Below are 15872 nucleotides of genomic sequence, written 5' to 3' on the forward strand. Positions count from 1 at the left end.
AACCTTATGTCAGAAAGACGCCCTCAGCCTAACGATGTATTTACCAAAGCCCATGAGGAAGATGATGAGGATGAGTTGTTTGGTTACTCTTACGACCAACCGGGTAGCATACCGGGCACTATAAGGCTTCCTGACGATGCCCCACCGCCCAAAATTATCTTAATTGACTACAACGAAACCAACCGCACTATGGTGGAACTGGAGTCGCCAGCCGCCTGTGCCCCTCATTTGGATACCGAGTCTGTTTCTTGGGTGGATGTGCTTGGTTTAGGCAATAAAAAGACTTGGGGGCAGATGAGTAAGGTTTTTAAGTTGCATCCTCTCGTTGTTGAAGATGTCGTTAATGTGCCCCAAAGACCTAAAGTTGAGGACTACGAAGAACATCTGGTAATTATTGCCAAGATGGTGATGCCAAAAGAAGGGGGAGATGGGTTTTACTCCGAGCAAGTTAGTTTTGTTTTGGGGAAACATTACTTGCTTACCGTCCAGGAGGAACCCGACCGAGATTGTTTTCAACCAGTGCGCGATCGCATTCGCAATAAAAAAGGCATTATCCGCACTCAAGGCGCCGATTATTTAGCCTACGCGCTGTTAGATGCTATCGTTGACGGATTCTTCCCAGTCCTGGAAGACTACGGCGAACGACTTGAGGCGTTAGAAGATGAAGTTGTATCCGCGCCAACTCGCAGCACTCTAGACAAAATTTATCAAATCAAGCGGGAATTGCTAGTATTGCGCCGCGCTATTTGGCCGCAACGCGATGCGATTAATAGTCTGATTAGAGATGGTAGCAATCTCATCAGTAAGGAAGTGCTAGTTTATATGCGAGACTGTTACGATCATGCGGTTCAAATACTCGATATGGTGGAAACTTACCGCGAACTAGCTTCAGGATTAATGGATGTTTATCTATCTTCTGTCGGTAACAGAATGAATGAAGTTATGAAGCTGCTGACGGTAATATCTTCAATTTTTATTCCCCTCACCTTTATAGCTGGTATATATGGGATGAACTTCGACACAGAAAAATCGCCAATGAATATGCCAGAACTAAATTGGTATTGGGGTTATCCCTTTTGCTTGATGTTGATGATTGTGGTCGCAACGGGCCTTATCTACTTCTTCTGGCGGCGCGGCTGGTTTGACAATGTTTCAACTATTAAGGATAAATAATAGCGGTGGGTGGATTAGTATTTATCGATTATACGTTTCCCTTCGTCTATATAAAAATCAAATAATGAACGATGAACGAAGAAATAATAATCGATAAAATAAAATCCATACTAACGGATCGCAATGTACTCATTTTAAGTTTTTACATCATTGTAGTTTCTTATGTCATTTATCGCGCCCTCAACTCTCTAAAGAATGAATCTACTATCCAAATCAATCAGGAATCTTTAGATGCACAACTAAGAGAGCAAAACCTTCAAGATCGCCTCGCTCTAAAATTTGGCGTGCCTGACGAGTGTCTAATTGACCAAGTGCGCGAGATAAAAATCAATATCGAGAACAAATCTCAGAGAGACACGCTTTACGTCTACTGGGATCAGAGTTCGATGACGGATTTGTACGGGCGATCGCGCCGCATTATCCGTATAATTCCCGGCATGACTCTAGATTTATTCCAATCCCAGGTGGATAGCGTTATTGCTGCTGGGAAAACCCTGAAAGAAAGCATTACAGCTGAGGACGTACTCAGCCGTCAAGGAGAAGATGGATCGTTAAAAATCCATGCTCCTTTATTCGATCTATCCAAGCTTAAAAAAGGTTCTGCTGCTGATAAGAAGCAATACGCTGAATTTTTGAACCAGAGCATAACTTTCCAATTTTCTATCAGGTTAGTTCTGCGCGTCTTCGATCCTGCAACTCAGATGGGTAGCGCAGTTCCTTATAGTGTGAGTTGTGACTTTACTATCAAAAAACAGCCTTGGACGGAGGCTTTGCGTTGGAAAGCTAAATAGTAAGGCAATGGATATAGCTACGAATTTTGTATTAAGAATTTATACTTATGACTCTTAAATCCTAACTTTCTTCTGCTCAAGGTCAAATCAACGATTAAACTGGATCGTGGAAAGAGTAGGCGAGGTGGTTGCGGATTCAGCTACGGCTGAGTCTGAGGAAAGTCCGGCCTCCCGAAAGACCAAACTTGCTGGGTAACGCCCAGTGCGAGCGATCGTGAGGATAGTGCCACAGAAAAATACCGCCCCTCGATTTTAGATTTTAGACTTTGGATTCAATCTAAAATCTAAAATCCAAAATCCAAAGTTGTAGGGGGTAAGGGTGCAAAGGTGCGGTAAGAGCGCACCAGCAGCATCGAGAGGTGCTGGCTCGGTAAACCCCGGTTGGGAGCAAGGAAGGAGCTACGGTTGGTCTTTTACCAGTTCCGACGAAAACCCGCTAGAGGCGTTTGGTAACAAACGTCCCAGATAGATAACCGCCGTTTTGGTTGGTTCGCCGCCAAGATAACAGAACCCGGCTTATGACCGACTCTTTCCCTTTCTTTTATAAATAGTTAAATGTCGCGATCGCTGGCTATTACTTAGTAGCCCTCTTTACCTGACGCAATAGTGCGATCGCTTCGTTTTAAGGGCTACATTTTAGCCACGCTTTGTAGTGCAAGCGATCGCCCAAAAGGTGCCGCCCCAAAATTGTAAGTTTTATATTGATTAAAATATTCCTTATGCCAGAGGCAAAAACGCTGGTATCATACTAACCTATCGAGGGATATTTAATTTTCAACGTAGGTAAATAGTCAACTGGTTTGCCTGCTCTTAACAAAGCCTTAAAACAGAGCAGGTGAATGTGTAGATTAACTAAAGGTAGTCGCCTTAGACTATTAATTAGATTTAATTTACTGTATTGACATATTAAGAATAAGATCGGCAGTCAGCTAGAGAGCATACTAATAGCTGAAAATTTACTATAGAGTTGCCCGGGGTGAAGGTTTGTGGACATATCATTGTTTCGCTCGATTGCCAGCCAGTATCAAGACTTGCGGAGCGTTCACAGCCTCGCAACGATGAACGTTATCAGCCATTTGATAGAAGATCAAATACTAAATCACAAACTTACCGTAGATCTTTACGCTGGCTTTCAGCGTTTCTCTGATTTCTCCGAGCAACTGCCACGATATATGCGCTTAGGGGACTTGTGTCGGCGGGTATTCGTATTTGGTGTTGCCGACATTCAGCCGCCCTCAATTCCCGGTATAGAATTTATTGAGCTGTCACCGACTTCAGCTCTAGGACGCGAAAGGTTTTTGCTAGTTAATACCTCTGATTTCTGGGCTGCTCTATTGGCTCAAGAAATAGAAGGAAGCAAGACAAATACGGGAGCAAAGCCCTTTGATGGGGTGTGGTTCTTCGACGAGCAAGTGATAGAACGGGTTTCGTTGCTGATCTCCCAAGTAATGGGGACATTTTACCAACCGATACTAACGCGGAACTACGCTACTCAAAGCGCTCACATTGCCGAACTGAACAGACGAATGTTGGGGCAACTGGAAGAAGCGGAACTTAGTAGCCATCGCCGTTCAATGCAGCTTTCCACGTTGCATCAATTTTCTGCTGTTCTGTTACAGTATCAACCGTTGCCCTGCATATTACGAGATGCAGTGCAAATTTTATCGATGATTTTTGGGGCGACCGATGCCGTTATTGCCCTTAACCTGCAAGGCGATCAGTTCATGCTTGTTTCAGCAACCGGGAACGTCAGCACAGGCAAGCCGATGTCGTGTTTAGGTCAGGGAGCTAGCGGTCAAGCTTTTACTCAGGGCAAAGTGATTGCGATTGCGGATGTGCAATCTTCCGGTCAGATCGAGCCTCTGATGCCCACAGCTAAAACACTGCTAGCTGGGCCGATAAAAGGCCGTCGGCGTATTCACGGTGTTGTCACCGTTGGGGGTAGCGAACCGAACCAGTGGAATAAAGAGGATGGTCAGACGGTGATAGCGATCGCCAGCATGCTAGCTGTTATCATCGAACAAAAAGCTCAGATCAGTGGTGATGTCGTGTTGCAGCTTCGTCGTGCTAGGCATCTAGAGCAAACAATCGGCAAGCTGCGTAAACCAATGACGCGCTTACTTAGTCTGCATACAAAATTGATGGATGAAGTCCACCTGTTACCAGTTCAAAGAGAACTGATGGCTCAGGTTGAAAACCTCTACAGCGAATTAGCCGATAACCTTGGGGTTCCTAGAACAGTAAAAAAAGCACTTGATTCTAAAGTTCCCCCACTGGCAAAACCACCTTTGGAGTTTGGCGGAAAACTTCCGGCTCCTGAAGCAGAAATCGATGCAATGATTTCTCCTAGACGTGGGAATGAAACAGGCTACCGTCTAGGAGCGGGTGAAATATAAAAAAATAAAAAGGCAACGATTAAACATTAAAAACCAGCGATGTTTGTTAGTGGTTTAATTTTGAGTTTTTAGCAGTTACAGTTTTAGCAGCATTTTTTGCTTATCTAGATAGGCAGATTTATTATGGTTAATAAAGGAGAAACGGTTACAAAAAAATACAATAATGGAAGCAAGTATAAAACGCGATCGCTTTAGCTTATACGGGGTTGGAATAATCTAAAGATTACATTTTTTAAAAAGTTGTACAAAAAAGCGGCGATTTTAATGAGTACAAGCTTGCTTTCAGGTTAATAAAAGGTTTCTCGATTAGTTAAGTTGCCTTGATTAGAATAGTTAGCTAGGGCGGCCTATCCATGAACTACCCGGCTGCTGCTATAGTAGACATTCGTAGCAGGATGTCAGATGATGAGCATCAGTTATCCGCCCCGCAAAAAACAACTACAAAAATTAATTGAAAAACTAGGGCTGCCAGAGACAGCGCCCGTAAAGTGGCAGCTACTCGACCTAGCGCTAACACATCCGACAGTTTCATCAACAGCTAACTACGAGCAGTTAGAGTTTTTGGGGGATGCTGTAGTCAGGTTGGCAGCATCGGAGTTTTTGATGGAAACCTATCCGGAGAGTTCAGTAGGTGAATTTTCAGCGATTCGTAAGGTAATTGTGAGCGATCGCACCCTCGCATCTTTGGCTGATAGCTATGGATTGGATCGCTACCTACTAATTTCTGACAGCGCTGCTGGCGATAAAGCAGGTCTTGAATCGCGACTGGCAGACGCCTTTGAAGCCGTCTTAGGTGCGCTCTATTTGAGTACGCACACCTTGGAACTCGTGCGACCTTGGCTGGACTTACACTTCAAACATCTGGCTGCGGAAATTCGCCTAGATCCAGCTCTTCAGAATTATAAAGATGCCCTCCAGGAATGGACTCAAGCCCACTATAAGGTTCTGCCCATTTATCGAGTCAGGGAAACGGTTCGCAGTACGGGTTCTCACGAACGTTTCACAGCCGAAGTCTGGCTGCAAGATCGGCAACTGGGTGTAGGATTAGGACACTCTAAAAAAGCTGCCGAACAAGCCGCTGCCAAACAGGCTTTTTTAGGGATATTGGGTGATGGGAAATAGAGATTGGGTTTTGAGTTTAATCTCCCTCATCCCCAACCCTTTTCCCCAGACTCCGGACTCCGGCCTGCGGACGTTTGACTCAATTACAAATTACCAACAACTAGATGAAGACGGGAATTGCAGTATTGGGAGCTGGGCGTTGGGGAGTACATCTAATTCGCAACTTTCTTGCCCTACCCCAAGCGCGTGTGGTGGCGGTAGTAGATCCCCATCCAGAGCGATTGGCGGCTTGTAGAGAGCGCCTGGGACTAGATGAGAGCGTATATTTAGCAACTGATTGGGAGTCGGCGATCCAGATGGCGGATGTTGAAGCGGTGGCGATCGCTACCCCTGCTGCTACCCATTACACCCTGATTGCCGCCGCCCTCCAGCAGGGGCTGCACGTCCTTGCAGAAAAACCCTTGACCCTAGACGCCGCCGAAGCCTTAGAACTGTGCAGGCTCGCAGAACAACAACAGCGACAGCTAATGGTGGATCACACGTACTTATTCCACCCAGCCGTAGCTCGCGGTAAAGAGGTTATTCAGTCAGGGATTCTGGGAAACTTGCGTTATGGCTATGCCTCACGCACCCATCTCGGCCCGGTGCGCTCTGATGTTGACGCATTATGGGATTTAGCAGTCCACGATATCAACATTTTCAACACCTGGCTGGGGCAAATGCCGTTTCAAGTGCAAGCAACGGGAAGAGTTTGGCTACAGGGAGAGAGTGGGAGTCCGGAGTTCGGAGTCCAAAGTCCGCAGTCAGGGGAGAGTGGGAGAGGAGAAGGAGGGGAAACTTTACAATCCAAAATCCAAAATCCAAAATCCAAAATCGAACAATCCCCAATTTCTGACTTAGTAATGATTACTCTTACTTACCCGGATGGTTTTCAAGCGTTTATTCACCTTTGCTGGCTTAATCCTGACAAACAGCGACGGTTAAGCGTTGTGGGGAATAAGGGAACCTTGATTTTTGACGAATTACAACCAACACCCTTAACCATACAGAAAGGGTACTTTGAGTTAGGCAGCGCAGGTGATTACACGCCAACGGGTTTAAGCCGTGAAGTGATAGAACTGAAATCTCAAGAACCATTAGCACAAGTGTGCGATCGCTTTCTTAGTAGCGTCCGCCAAAATACCCCAGACCAAATTTCTTCTGGCTGGGTAGGCGCGACTTTAGTACAAATACTCTGCTGCTGTCAACAATCCCTACAACAGGGAGGAATTCCCGTTAAAATTCCACCAGCAACAACTTAAAAATCATCAAGGAAAAATGTAAAAAAAGAATTTTAATTTTTCATTTTTCCATCGCTAACCTCAGCAGTGCCGTTCAACTGCGTTGGTTCAATGCGTACCAACAGCGACGGCTCAATCATAGGCAAAGAAATTTCAACCATAGTCCCCTTACCTTCTCCATCGCTGGAAAGGGTAATAGTACCGTCCATCAGTTCCATTAAATTGCGAGACAGAGCAAGACCCAAACCTGTGCCACCAAACCTCCGCGTGGTTGTGCCATCAATCATCACAAAGGGGCGAAAGAGTTTGTGCTGTTGAGCCGGGTCGATGCCGATCCCCGTATCCTTAACCGTCACTATCACACGGGAGTGGCTGCGGCCTTTCTCTAGATGCGTTCCACTGCCATTCAAAGACTCTGGGGGCTTAGCCTCTACCCGGACGCTAACGGTGATGCTGCCCTTTTCTGTAAATTTAGTGGCATTACCAAGCACATTTATTAGCACCTGCCTGAGTTTAGCGGGATCTGCACGGACAGCGATCGGCTGGCTTAGGTCGGGTGCATATAACTGTATACCTTTCTGTTGACTCGGAACAGATTGTAGATCGATCGCATCCTTGAGCAACTTTCTTAAGTCGATTGGCTCCATTACGACAGTCAGCTTGCCCGCTTCAATTTTGGCAATGTCTAAAACGTCATTGATAATTCCCAGCAGGTGAATCGCCGCATCGTCAGCCCGCTGTAAAAAATCTAGTTCTTCTTCCCGGTCGTCGCAGCAGTCATCTCGTACCAGGCGAATGCAGCCGATAATAGCATTCAGCGGAGTTCTCAACTCGTGGGAAGTAGTAGCCAAAAATTCATTTTTCGACTTATTAGCAGCTTGCGCTTCTTTCCAAGCGTTTTCTAGTTCTTCCGCCCAAGCTTTCAATCGCTCAACCATACTATCGAGTGCTTCTGAGAGTTGGTTGAATTCGCGAATTTGGAAATTGTGAGGAACCCTAGCGACCGAGTGCAAGTGACCTGTTTTGAGCGCATAGTCTGTCAACTTCTCCAATGGTCGAGCTAGAACGCGCGATATATACAGTGTTGCCATTATGCTGGCTGCAATCAAGCCAAACGTCAGAATAACTAGAACGGTGCGTATTTCTCTAAGGTCAGAAAGGGCATTATCCCGCCGAGTAACTGCCAAAATAATCCATTTGTGATTTGGTTGGCTAGAAATTGGGCTGTCAATCGCGGTGTATCCAGCTAGAAATTCCACACCGTTTCTTTCTAAAGAAAATAGGTGCAGAAAATTTTGTTTGCCGCCTATCGCGTTTCTCATCACGCTTTTGAGCCGATCTCCATCTGCCTCTGAGTCAATTTTGCGTCCCAGTCGGCTGGCTATAGGATGGGCTAAAATCGTTCCCTCTTGGTCAATCACTACAGTCGATCCAGCCAGGGAACCTCGTTTGGGAGGCTCTTGCTGTAAGACACCAGACTCTACGCTCAAGGCATAACGGAGTTTAGAGTCTTTATCATAAACTGGCGCACTTAAGGCTAATCTGAGTTGTGTTTGTGAATTATTTCCCTCTGTTTCGTTCTGTTGCTCCTCTTCAGGTAAGTCTGAGACTGGTGGTAGCAGAGCCGTTATATGAACAACAGAGCGATCTAACAGCAATTGGGCAGGCTTTTGCGACCATATATTTGCAGGAATCGCACTAATGACCCGATTTCCGCAAGTACTGGCGGGAATTTTCCCAGTTTGCAACTCAATCAATTGAACGCACTGAATTTGCGTAGGCAATTGCTTTGCCAGTTGGGTTAAAAAGTTTTGCGCGGCTTCTGGGGAACCAGACTGTAGCACAGCAGTTTCACTGGCTGTGACTAGGTTGGTGGAAAGCGCTGTAATTGACTCGCTAATCCTTTCACCTTTTCTTACGGCGCTTTCGGTGAGATTTTGCCTCGCCGTTTCCTGAATGCTAGAGTGAGCTTTCCTGTAGGTAACAATCACCCCCATCAGTAAAATCGGCACGCTCAGAAGCAAAATGCGCGACAGCAGGATGCTGCGAAAGGATGATTGACCTGGCTTAGCCATAAAACGTCTCTAAAAAGGAAGTTTAAACCCCAAGAGCGATCGCTGAACAATTAGTCTGCCTTAAGGGGGATAATCATTAGCCTACTTTCTTTTAGTGGTAATCGGCAGCTAAAAGCGGATACTACTACACAAGATGTTTTGTTTAGCCTCAATTTACCAAACGCTTGAGGTGGTCTGGTAGTTGTATGCCTACTTCATAAAGGTTCATATCAATTTTGGATTATAAGTAAATTGCCCAAACTAACCTTGAACGCAGTTTCAGCATTTATAGGAGCCTGAAACTAACGAGCTACGCTTGAGGTGTACTTGATATCATTTCCATCTTAGAAGATTCAACATCCACAATTGTTGGGCGATCGCCACCCATGAGCGCCAATTTTCCCTTGACTCGACCGCACGCGACTGTTGTTCTGGCAATGACCGCCGATGGCAAGATTGCCGATGCTACGTCATCACCCGCACGCTTCTCTTCCCCAAATGATAAATCACACTTGGAAAAACAGATCGCAAATGCTGATGCAGTTTTATTCGGTGCTGGTACGCTACGCGCCTACGGTACCACGCTAAGCGTTTCTAACCCGACTCTACTCCAAACGCGCCAAAACCAAGGCAAACCACCCCAGCCAGTGCAGATTGTTTGTTCGCGCTTGGCAAATATCGATCCCCAATTGCGCTTCTTTAGTCAATCCGTTCCCCGTTGGTTGATCGCAGGGGCAAGCGGTGCTAAAAACTGGGAAGGACAACAGGAATTCGAGCGAATTATTGTTGCCGAAACACCCAAAGGCGAAATTAATTGGACGGATGCTTATTCTCAACTGGCAACGCTGGGTTTGCGTAATTTAGCTATCCTCGGGGGGGGGAAATTAGTTGCATCTCTACTCGTAGAAAATTTGATTGACGAATTTTGGCTAACAATTTGCCCGCTGATTTTGGGCGGCGCCGCAGCAACAACACCAGTCGAAGGTGGTGGTTTTTTACCCCAATTGGCTCCAAGGCTCGAATTATTGTCCGTCGAGACTATTGAGCAAGAAGTCTTTCTCCACTACCGCCTGCAACATTAAGAAATTTCGATTAACCTAAATTAAGTTTGCAGGTCTACCCCAATATTGCCGCAATGGTGGAACAACTGAAGCCTCGTTACTCGGTCGCGTGGGTCAACAATATCAACGAAATTCACCAATCTCAGTGGGATGCCCTCGCTGTGCCACTAAAGACGCCATTTCTGGAATGGGCGTGGCTTAGCAATATGGAAACTTCTGGCAGTGTAGGGGCTAAGGCAGGGTGGCTGCCGAACCATCTGACGGTATGGCGAGACAGAAACTTGATTGCTGCTGCGCCACTATATCTCAAAGGCCATAGTTATGGCGAATTTGTGTTCGATCATCAGTGGGCAGATTTGGCTCATCGATTGGGAGTGCAGTATTACCCGAAACTGCTGGGGATGTCACCAATGACGCCTGCTGAGGGCTATCGTTTCTTGATTGCTCCGGGTGAAGATGAGGATGAGATAACAGAATTAATGGTGGGGGCGATTGACCATTTCTGCGATCGCCACCACATTTCTGGCGCTCACTTCCTCTATGTTGACCCAGATTGGCAACCAGTCCTAGAACGTCACGGCTTCATCAAATGGCTGCACCACAGTTATATTTGGCAAAACGATGATTTTAGTACTTTTGACGATTATTTAGCAGCTTTTAACGCTAATCAGCGTAGAAATATCAAACGCGAACGCAAAGCTGTAGAAAAAGCTGGTTTGCAGATAAAAACACTAACGGGTGAAGAAATTCCCAAGTCGCTGTTTCCTTTGATGTATAGCTTCTACAGCGATACCTGCGATAAATTTGGCTGGTGGGGTAGCAAGTATTTAACTAAGCGCTTTTTTGAACAACTGCACCCAAATTATGCCCATCGGGTTTTATTTGTGGCAGCCTACCACGAGCAGAATGACCGACAACCAATAGGGATGTCTTTTTGTCTAAATAAGGGCGATCGCTTGTACGGTCGTTATTGGGGATCGATGCAAGAAATTGACAGCTTGCATTTTGATGCTTGTTACTATACGCCAATTGAGTGGGCGATCCAGAACAAGATTAAAATGTTCGATCCTGGTGCTGGCGGGCGTCACAAAAAACGTCGCGGCTTCCCAGCTACTCCCAACCACAGCATGCATCGGTTTTACAATCCGCGCCTGCGCCAGATTCTTTGCAATCATATCGAGCGAATAAACGATATGGAGCAGGAAGAAATCGACGCGATTAATCAGGATTTACCTTTTAAACAGCAAGATTGCGACAAAGAAATTGCCATTGATTAATCGCAGGCGATCGCTCTACGCCTCACTACAGTTGATTAGGCATCTTACTAAAAGCATAAATTTCGGTCTTAGGAAGGGGGAAAGGGAAAAATATTCTTTTCCCCCTTCCTATTTCCCTTTATTCGCATCTTGCAGCAAGCTTAGCGAATAAAATTCGCGGCTATATAAACAAAGTCCGCCAGCACGAACCAAGGTGAAATCAAGGGTTTTGTATGTCTGAACGCGGTTTAAACCGCCCAGTTGATAATGGTGCAAGATAGGAGTTTGCCCTACTTATCCAAAAAGTCTATTTGTTTGCCCTAGAATTGCCTACCCGGCTTTTTTAATTTGCTAAACGAGAGCAAAAAATTAATCTTCTAGTGGGATAAGGTGCATTAAATTTACATTTGTCTGCTATCTTCAATTGAGCAACAGTATCATTAATATTGTGGAATTAAATAATTCAAGATGACTCAAACTGCTGAAAGCCTAGCGACACTTGATGAGAGACTTTCTAGGCGTGATATTAAACTCGATCCAGGTGGCTATTTCATTATTTATCTGGATCGGGAGGCTGAGTTGATTTGCGCCAAGCACTTCACCAATGTAATTGACGATCGCGGTTTAGCTGTAGACCCGGAAACTGGGAAGGTAATTCCTGCACGGGGCAAAGTTCAGCGCGATCTCTCCACTTTGTTTACAGGGAGAACGGCTAAACAACTTTGCGTGAATATTTTTGAGGAAACTCAGCCTTGTCCCGTAACATTGCTAGATCATGCAGCTTATCTAGGGCGGGAGTTTCTACGGGCTGAAATTGCTTTAATTAATGGCTTAGAGTACGTTCAAGACTAAGCTGCCATAGCATTTAAAGCCGAATTTGGCGGACACAGGCAAGATGCCTGTGCCACCGATACCGAAACGACAAAAATCTTCTATCTTGAAGCGATTGTTGTTAAATGATTGTCAGCTTGGCAGGCAAATAGTTACTTCACATACCAGAAATAGGTAGCCATTGGAATGACCGTTGCGGCAATTAACAAGACAATCACCCAGATAGTGGCGTTTCCTGTATCGGTTTCTTCTGCGGATTTATAGGTGCTGGCGACATTAACTTTGTCAACGACTTTAGGTGCGCCTGGATCGGGTTGACCGGATAATACAGCGATCAGGCGATCGCTAGCATCCGAGAAGGCTTGATTGTATTTGTTACCGTCGCGCAACGGTACTTGTACGGTTTCGTTAGCAATGCTTGAGGCAATTTCATCAGGTAGGATAGATTTCACTTTGTCGCCAGTAAAGATGGCGGTGTTGTTGGTGACGGTATCGATTACCAGCAAGGTTTCATTAGCGGCGGCTTCTTCTGTGGGGAACCATTTTTGAAACAACTGCTTGGCGAAGCTTTCCACTGTTTCACCGTAGTCTAGTCGGCGCAGCGTGACCATCCTCACCTCGTTGCCAGTTTTTTTGGCTAAATTGTCTAAAGCGTTGCTAATAGTGCCTTCATTGAGGCGGCTGAGGACTTCGCCTTTATCGAAAACCCAAGTGCGATCGCCCAAGGCTAATTTTGGGATTTCATAAACACCAGTGGCGTTAGCGGGGGAAGCAACTACCGTGCTTGCTAGAAACATTAAGGCGACGGAGATAATTAAGCGCTGGATGTGCTTTTTCCAGCTAGAAAGTTTGTTGACAGATGTAGTCATAATTGACCCTAAAATGGCTTTTAAAAAAACATACCTTAAAAATCCCCCTAGCAGTGGTAGACGTGCTAGGGTCAAAGATAAAGTTGTCTGAGGGGCTTGGACGGTAGAGCTATGAGTTCACCAGAAATATATAAGGGTTGGCTCATTGAAGCAAGGCCAGTGTTCTGCGTTCAGGTTTGGAACGCAGGTGGCGAATGCGTTATTCCCGTCCACAACGCCAAGACAGAGGAAGAAGCGCTACTGCTGGCGAGGGGTTGGATAGATATGCAAATGGATTTGGAAAGCCCGAACCAGCCAGGGGATGATGATAACTTTTTCCAGGATGACGACGGCTACGACGATATTCCCTTTTGAGGGGGAGCGATCGCGCTATCGCACCGCTTTTGAATAGAAGCGATCGCTCTTAATATTGGGTTTACTAGATATGTATCAGTATTTGTCAATAGACTAAAAAAATGGGCAGCGTGCGATCGCGTCTCCTCAGCCCTCTGAAAACAAATCCCACGCATTCAGACTGTAACTATCTTCAAAACTGCATCTCAATGGTTTTGGGCGACTTCTAGCAACTTGCCTTCTATATCCAAACCCACATCTGCCGATTATCGCTACATATTTGGGCGCGTTGCGCTCTCAAGCCGTCGCGATCGCACTTTCTGGCGATGACGAGACGAGGCGCGACGGCTGCTGCATACCGCCCCATGACCAAAGAACGCTTTGACGTGCGCCGCCACTACGGCGCGATTCTTGCTCTGATGAAAAGTATCATAAACGTGAAAGACGAATCATATTAGCTGGTTTTCGAGAGGCAAGGGCGACAAAAGGCTTTCAGCGACCCACCGCGCGCCGCTGGGTGGAATCTGAAGCAGCCTGCCCCTGGGTGCCGTCTGGAGTTCCGTAGTAAATCCCCCTCCCATTGGTGCCAATGAAGACCAACCCAAACTGCTGCCAACTCGCCTCCATCACATTTGGCTCACCACCGATAGGATTCTGGGGAGAGCCAATGCTCGCCCAAGTTTGCCCTCTGTCAAGAGAACGAAAAATTCCCTCGCCCATACCAGCAACTTTGCCATAGAGATAAAGGGCTGGTGTGGTGCTGCCATCCGGCGGTTTGCCGAAGGCAAACAAATGCGCCCTCTCTACTGAAGGCAACTTAGTCATAGTCTGGCCACCGTCTGTTGAACGGTACAAACCATTCCAATCCAGACTAAGCCACACCTCATCTTTCACACCTGGAACTGTTTTCAGCCTGCACCACAAATCTGCCCAATACTCGCTTTTAATCGATGAGTTGACAACGCCAAACGATGCACCTCTATCAGTACTGCGATAAACTTTGCCTTCGCTGTAGTAGTAAAACGTGTTGCCATCTACTTTATCTGCGACCAACGGCTCACCCCAATACCAGGGGCCTTTAGCCCCATTAGGTAGCCCTGACACTGCACTCCATGAAGCGCCGCCATCAGTTGTTTGCAAAGGCTGAGCCTCGCTGAGAGTTATGACAAAATTACTGGGGTTGTTTGCCGATACAGCCACTCGCAACGGCATCGCCTTTGCTGGAAACGACCCAAACTTTTTCCAAGTTAATCCGCCGTCTGTAGAAGTTGTTCCGCCATTGTGAATTGGTTCCCACTCCACACCACCAACCCGCACCACGTTCAAGGGGTTGCTTTCGGAGTAGGCAATACCGTAAGTATGCTGAGGCCAAGGGCCTATACCGCCCATCCTTTTCAATGGATAAGAATTAAGTCCATTGTTGTGATTGAAACCGTCTACATCAGCTACGCCACTCAATAACACAGCACCTTTTGGAGGTGCAGCTAGGGCGAAAGCGACTATCTCTTCTTGTCCTTGCTGATAATTATTCCAAGTAACTGGATTGGCGTTGATATTGTCTGTTTGCCAAATTCCAGAACCATTAGTCAACCAAACTTTTCCTGGCACTTTTGGGTCGAATTCAATGGCTGAAACCCATGATTCAAACATGGCATCATGCCACCAAGAAACAGTGTGGTTTATATTTGCCTGTTTCTCTGTCCAATTAGCTCCCCCATCTAAGGAACTATAGAGGATTTTGCTAGTTGTTTGACCTAAAGCTACTACTAAATGATTGGGATTAGTTGGGTTAACACCCAAGGCATTGAAAAACACAGACTTGCCACCTGGAGTGATATTACTCCATTCGTTAGCATATTTGCTAATCCCAGCCATGTGCGTTACATAGAGAACGCCGTTGTTAGCAACAGCCATTCGCTGCGCCTGTGTCGGACTTCCCTGGATTTTACTCCAAGTAACACCCGTGTCAGTAGATTTATATATTCCATCTCCATAGACATTAGCGTAGACTAAACCGGGCGATCGCTTGTCAAATTCGATGCCTAAAATTCCAATCCCCTTTGCCAGCTTTGGGGAAAAAGACGCAACCCTAGCCCATGTCGCCCCCGCGTCCGACGACTTCCACAACCCATCGTGCCGCGAACCAAAAAAGATTACTTTAGAGTTAGATGGATCGACAGCTAACCTTTCTCCTGCCCATCGCTGTTCGGAGTTGCTGTCCATCCCTAAGTCTATCTTTAACTTAGTCCAAGTTTTGCCTCGATCTGTAGACTTAAAAATTGACCCTTTCGGCTCCCACTCGGAGTATTTACCTGCCGCCATGTAGACAATATTCGCATCATTTGGATCGACGGCTAGTGCTTCTCCCCCGTAATAAGTTTTTTGGGCAAGTGGAAAGCTGTCATTTAAAGGAATCCAACTTTTATCTGCTGCATTCCAGCGATAAAAACCACCAACGTCAGTTCTGATATAAACAAGATCCTTTTCTAAAGGATGGGGGTAGACACCCGTAACAAACCCGCCTCCACCTATAGAAACGTTAGCCCAGCGATATCCATTTCCCCCAATCGAGTAGATTGGCGCTGCGGCTACAGATGCTATGCCAAGGCTTTTGTTTGCTTCTAGTTGTTGGTTGCTGGTGGCACACCCAGCAATAATTCCCACTAAAACAGGCAACCCTGTCAAAGCGATAAATTTTGGTATTTTCATAATTTTTAACCAAAGAGCAACGCTGATGAATCCCAATAAATTATTTGTGTAAGTCTC

General features: G+C 46.1%; 14 protein-coding genes and 1 other RNA gene. 11 read left to right on the plus strand and 4 right to left on the minus strand.

What is annotated here, in order from left to right:
• Positions 1 to 6 precede the first annotated feature (6 nt).
• From corA to H6F77_RS26875, 6 genes are all read left to right on the plus strand, one after another.
• On the plus strand, positions 7 to 1173 hold the full coding sequence (gene corA / locus H6F77_RS26850; RefSeq protein ID WP_190491977.1) for a magnesium/cobalt transporter CorA: 1167 nt from the start codon (positions 7 to 9) through the stop codon (positions 1171 to 1173).
• Positions 1174 to 1244: 71 nt separating this feature from the next.
• On the plus strand, positions 1245 to 1964 hold the full coding sequence (locus H6F77_RS26855) for a hypothetical protein (RefSeq protein WP_190491978.1): 720 nt from the start codon (positions 1245 to 1247) through the stop codon (positions 1962 to 1964).
• Between the two features lie 112 nt (positions 1965 to 2076).
• Positions 2077 to 2498, plus strand: an RNA gene (gene rnpB / locus H6F77_RS26860) — RNase P RNA component class A.
• A gap of 452 nt (positions 2499 to 2950) precedes the next feature.
• A complete protein-coding gene (locus H6F77_RS26865) occupies positions 2951 to 4360 on the plus strand; it encodes a DICT sensory domain-containing protein (protein ID WP_190491979.1) in 1410 nt (469 codons plus the stop codon).
• A gap of 405 nt (positions 4361 to 4765) precedes the next feature.
• Complete coding sequence (gene rnc / locus H6F77_RS26870; protein WP_190492051.1) at positions 4766 to 5482, plus strand: ribonuclease III; 717 nt, start codon at positions 4766 to 4768, stop codon at positions 5480 to 5482.
• 104 nt (positions 5483 to 5586) lie between these two features.
• Positions 5587 to 6723 (plus strand): Gfo/Idh/MocA family protein, encoded by a 1137-nt coding sequence (locus tag H6F77_RS26875; protein ID WP_190491980.1) that lies wholly within the window; start codon positions 5587 to 5589, stop codon positions 6721 to 6723.
• Between the two features lie 32 nt (positions 6724 to 6755).
• On the opposite strand, the gene H6F77_RS26880 is transcribed toward H6F77_RS26875, so the two are convergent.
• Positions 6756 to 8777, minus strand: a complete 2022-nt coding sequence (locus H6F77_RS26880; protein ID WP_190491981.1) for a sensor histidine kinase — start codon at positions 8775 to 8777, stop codon at positions 6756 to 6758.
• A 365-nt stretch (positions 8778 to 9142) separates the two neighbouring features.
• Here H6F77_RS26880 and H6F77_RS26885 point away from each other — a divergent pair, with 365 nt between their 5' ends.
• The 3 genes from H6F77_RS26885 (at position 9143) to H6F77_RS26895 (ending at position 11925) form a co-directional block, all read left to right on the plus strand.
• Positions 9143 to 9838, plus strand: a complete 696-nt coding sequence (locus tag H6F77_RS26885) for a RibD family protein (protein ID WP_190491982.1) — start codon at positions 9143 to 9145, stop codon at positions 9836 to 9838.
• 53 nt (positions 9839 to 9891) lie between these two features.
• Positions 9892 to 11094 (plus strand): GNAT family N-acetyltransferase, encoded by a 1203-nt coding sequence (locus H6F77_RS26890; protein WP_190492052.1) that lies wholly within the window; start codon positions 9892 to 9894, stop codon positions 11092 to 11094.
• Between the two features lie 447 nt (positions 11095 to 11541).
• Positions 11542 to 11925, plus strand: coding sequence for a DUF4346 domain-containing protein (locus H6F77_RS26895; protein WP_190491983.1), 384 nt, complete (start codon positions 11542 to 11544; stop codon positions 11923 to 11925).
• 131 nt (positions 11926 to 12056) lie between these two features.
• On the opposite strand, the gene psb32 is transcribed toward H6F77_RS26895, so the two are convergent.
• Entirely contained in the window at positions 12057 to 12773 is a 717-nt protein-coding gene (gene psb32, locus H6F77_RS26900; RefSeq protein ID WP_190491984.1) for a photosystem II repair protein Psb32, read from the minus strand.
• Positions 12774 to 12884: 111 nt separating this feature from the next.
• On the opposite strand from psb32, the gene H6F77_RS26905 reads away from it, so the two are divergent.
• Entirely contained in the window at positions 12885 to 13127 is a 243-nt protein-coding gene (locus H6F77_RS26905; protein ID WP_190491985.1) for a hypothetical protein, read from the plus strand.
• On the opposite strand, the gene H6F77_RS26910 is transcribed toward H6F77_RS26905, so the two are convergent.
• Entirely contained in the window at positions 13106 to 13282 is a 177-nt protein-coding gene (locus H6F77_RS26910) for a hypothetical protein (protein ID WP_190491986.1), read from the minus strand. The two genes, H6F77_RS26905 and H6F77_RS26910, sit on opposite strands and share 22 nt — an antisense overlap.
• 150 nt (positions 13283 to 13432) lie before the next feature.
• On the opposite strand from H6F77_RS26910, the gene H6F77_RS28625 reads away from it, so the two are divergent.
• Positions 13433 to 13564, plus strand: coding sequence for a hypothetical protein (locus H6F77_RS28625; protein ID WP_255515889.1), 132 nt, complete (start codon positions 13433 to 13435; stop codon positions 13562 to 13564).
• Positions 13565 to 13598: 34 nt separating this feature from the next.
• Here the strand turns inward: H6F77_RS28625 and H6F77_RS26915 are convergent, their stop codons facing one another.
• Positions 13599 to 15815: a hypothetical protein gene (locus H6F77_RS26915; RefSeq protein WP_190491987.1), complete on the minus strand. Its 2217-nt coding sequence runs from the start codon at positions 15813 to 15815 to the stop codon at positions 13599 to 13601.
• Positions 15816 to 15872 lie beyond the last annotated feature (57 nt).

This window comes from Microcoleus sp. FACHB-831 (assembly GCF_014695585.1).
In the GTDB taxonomy this organism is placed as follows: domain Bacteria; phylum Cyanobacteriota; class Cyanobacteriia; order Cyanobacteriales; family FACHB-T130; genus FACHB-831.